Source organism: Chamaesiphon sp., assembly GCF_041738855.1.
Lineage (GTDB): Bacteria > Cyanobacteriota > Cyanobacteriia > Cyanobacteriales > Chamaesiphonaceae > Chamaesiphon.
Window position 1 is genome coordinate 1 of record NZ_JBGSPA010000086.1, and the last position, 3,312, is coordinate 3,312.

A 3,312-nucleotide genomic window follows, 5' to 3' on the forward strand; every position below is an offset into this window, starting at 1 on the left:
GACCGCTAATTATCAACAAGCAGAGCTTATTGATAATAATTTATGAAACACTTAGTTTTTGAGGATTGGTAGTGATTGGCTCAAACACAGTCAGGTAATTGATTTGATGATGAGGCTAGCCTCATCGAACTCAGGTTGATAGGATTTTAATCGACCATTATGCAGATTTGCAGCCGTGATGAATTTAGATCGAGCGGTGAAATAGTCAGTTGAAAAATAATTCATCCAAATAACCAATCGAATTGTATTTGCTAGTAGCCAGATCCAAATATTTAGCTAAAAATCCCATCATAAGGCATCAGTGCGATGGAGAGATTCAATCGATTCCTCTACCTCTTCTTCATCCAAACATTGCTCGATCTGAGTTTTAAACCATTTCAATTCGTCGCCTTCTGGATCTTGAATATGGTAGACCAATAATGTGCCTGCAACACGAGCCAACGTTACGGGTGTTGGAGAAATATGAGTGAGTAGATCCAGCGCATTTTGGTACAGTTGCTCGACGGATGATTGGTCTAGGGGATGTCCTAACTGAATGGAAAGTTGCAGCAAGCTCTCCTGAATGGACGGGTCTTCCTTAGTCATGAATCGCTTTACCCTAAAATCAGATTATACCGACAGTACATTCGCGCCGTGTCGCCTCGACCAAATCACCCTCGTCGATTCGACTCGAACATCCTTTCTCTAGCAAAGCTTTCTGTTAATTATTCGACCGCCTCGGCGCGCTTCGCGATCGATACAAAGATTGGGCAATGGTTTCAAGCTATCCTTAGAGGCTTCTAGTCACTCGTTTTTCGACCATTTCCCGTCAGCAAATCTTCCAATATCCCAGAAGCACCCTTCTGTTCCTGCCGTCGATTATCATCGTACAAATTCAACGTATTCTGATTGCTGTGGCGACTCAAAGCTTGCGCCGCTCGCAGATTACCCCCACTAGCATCTAAAAACGCCGTAATCGAACTATGCCGCAAACGATGAGGCGATACCCGCTGCTCGATTCCCGCAGCCTCAGCATAGCCCTGCACGATCCGGTAGATACTATCCCCAGCAATCCTCGCCCCATAACAGTTATGGCTCAAGGAAGTAATCAGCGGCTGTCCTGGCGAATTGTAAGGATGAAAATTCAGCCACTCCTCCAAAGCATAACTCACACTATCGGTCAGATCGATCCCCACCTTCGCTCGTTTCCCCTTCCCTAAGATCGTCAACTTCTGCTGCTGGGGTAAAAAATCCTCAATATTCGCACTGGCAATTTCCCCCCGCCGCAGCGCGTTGCCCCAGAATAACAGCATGATCGTATAATCCCTCACCCCGATCGACGTACTCGGATCGATCTTCTCCAACATCGATTTAAACTGTTCGACCGAAATCCCCCTAGTATCGCGATAGGTTTCAGCGGGAATGCTCTCGATATCGCCCAGATCGATCGTAGTTTTACCCAGTTTCCGCGCCATGTCAACCAAACTCTTAATCGCCGCCAACCGGACATTAATCGTGCTGGGTGCGAGGTTTCGATCTATCGAATGACGACGATATCTTAATACCATCTCAATTGCCGCATATCGATCGAGATCTAGAAATTCTGAGATCGTCGCTGGGGTAGCAGAGCCACTATAAGCAAATTGACAGAAATTCTCGATCGCTTTGACATACTGTTTGCGAGTACTGTCGGCTATTTTCAACTGTCCGAATTCTGCCCACAAGTCATCTGAAGTAACTATGGGAGCGGCGACAGGGACGATCTTCTGAATGACAATTTCTACCACAACTTACCCCTCACCCGCCAAACTCAAGATTTCCACCAGCGAAGATTCAACACACTTGGCAATCGTCTCCTTGAGCTGGGTGTCATTACCATCAACTTGCCAAGCAACAATGGCATCGATATACATGGCACGATCTTCGGTTTTAATTACTGCAATTGGATACCCAGTTCTGAGTAAACTGAGATTCATCAACAGTCTAGCGGTACGTCCGTTGCCATCCGAGAACGGATGAATCGTCACTAACCGATAGTGAATCTCTGCGGCTAGTTCGACTGGATGTAAAGCAGGTGCAGATTGCAGCCACTCGCCAAATCCCTGCATCGATTCGGGCACCAAGATCGCATCGGGATAGCGATAATTGCTCCCCGCAGCCATCACGTTTACAGTCCGGTATGCATCAGCCCCACGCTCTCCTTTACACACCAGTCCGTGAATCTGGCGAATATCCCATTCACTAATCGCTCGTTCATCCATCGCCAGATCGCGAATAAAATCGATCGCCTCGACGTGGTTGATTGCTTCTAAATGGTATTTAAGGGGTTTGCCGCCGATGGTTATCCCTTTTTCGACAACGATTTGGGTTTCAGATTGGGTGAGGGTATTACCCTCGATCGCATTGGAGTGATAGGTGAGGCGGATATCATAGACTTCCCGCAGATTATCAACCAATTCCGGCGGTAGGGGGCGGAGGCGATCTAATCTCACTTTGAGGGCATCGATGTGGGTTAGTAGAGTGGGGTTAAACATCAGGGATCGAACAGAGGTTCATGAAGCGATTGTCTAGCTAATCTGGTTCGATGCCCAAAGCGCGTAGTTGGGCTGCTAACCGTTCGGCTCTTTGGTCTGCTAGTTCGGCCCGTTCTACTGGAGTAGGGTAGCGATGGTTATTCTCGTCATACCAATACAGCCATTCTCGCGTGAGGTCATCATGGCTGGCGCGTTCGCTGCCGATGCCCAATCCGATCTCTGGCATCCATAGAGGACTATCTATTTGCAGATCGTACTTGCCATCGATTAGTTTATAGATTTCTAGTTTGGCTTTACGGCGACGCTTGGGGTTGTAAATCACGTAATAAAGTACGCCGATCCGAGCGTATTTGTCGAGTTTGGTAGTGTATTCACCACCAGGAGTGGTAGAGACTACTTCGAGTACTAAAAGTGGCGGTATCTCTTCTTCCCAGAGTAAATAACTCAGGCGCAGTTCCTCGTCATAGTGTCGCTCGACATTCAGACTCAAAAAGCCATCAGGGACGATGGGAGGCTGCTCTGGATCGTAATAGATGCCCATATCGATGCCAAAGAACCAATCCATACGACCTTTCCAGAGGATTTGGAGGATTGATTTAAGCAGACTGGGGATGATTTCTTGGAGTTCGTTATCCACGGGGGTATCGTCGGAGCAGGGCAGTTCGTCTGCGGTGGGTAAGTATCGAGGTAACTGGTACTGATACATAGGGGGCAAGTGCGATTGATAGTAGGATTATACCACATCTGAACATCTGAAAAGAATCATTTCCATACGTTAGACTATTGTTAGACAATATTT

At 47.2% G+C, this 3,312-nt stretch carries 4 protein-coding genes; all 4 read right to left on the reverse strand.

The window, feature by feature from the left end:
* Window positions 1-288: 288 nt before the first annotated feature.
* Window positions 289-585 carry a hypothetical protein gene (locus ACEW9I_RS08575; RefSeq protein ID WP_373539933.1) on the reverse strand — a complete coding sequence of 99 codons (297 nt, stop codon included), beginning with the start codon at window positions 583-585 and terminating at the stop codon, window positions 289-291.
* 194 nt (window positions 586-779) lie between these two features.
* Window positions 780-1,766 (reverse strand): tyrosine-type recombinase/integrase, encoded by a 987-nt coding sequence (locus ACEW9I_RS08580; RefSeq protein WP_373539934.1) that lies wholly within the window; start codon window positions 1,764-1,766, stop codon window positions 780-782.
* 3 nt (window positions 1,767-1,769) lie between these two features.
* On the reverse strand, window positions 1,770-2,513 hold the full coding sequence (locus ACEW9I_RS08585) for a Fic family protein (RefSeq protein ID WP_373539935.1): 744 nt from the start codon (window positions 2,511-2,513) through the stop codon (window positions 1,770-1,772).
* Window positions 2,514-2,550: 37 nt separating this feature from the next.
* Window positions 2,551-3,219 carry a Uma2 family endonuclease gene (locus ACEW9I_RS08590; RefSeq protein ID WP_373539936.1) on the reverse strand — a complete coding sequence of 223 codons (669 nt, stop codon included), beginning with the start codon at window positions 3,217-3,219 and terminating at the stop codon, window positions 2,551-2,553.
* Window positions 3,220-3,312: the final 93 nt, after the last annotated feature.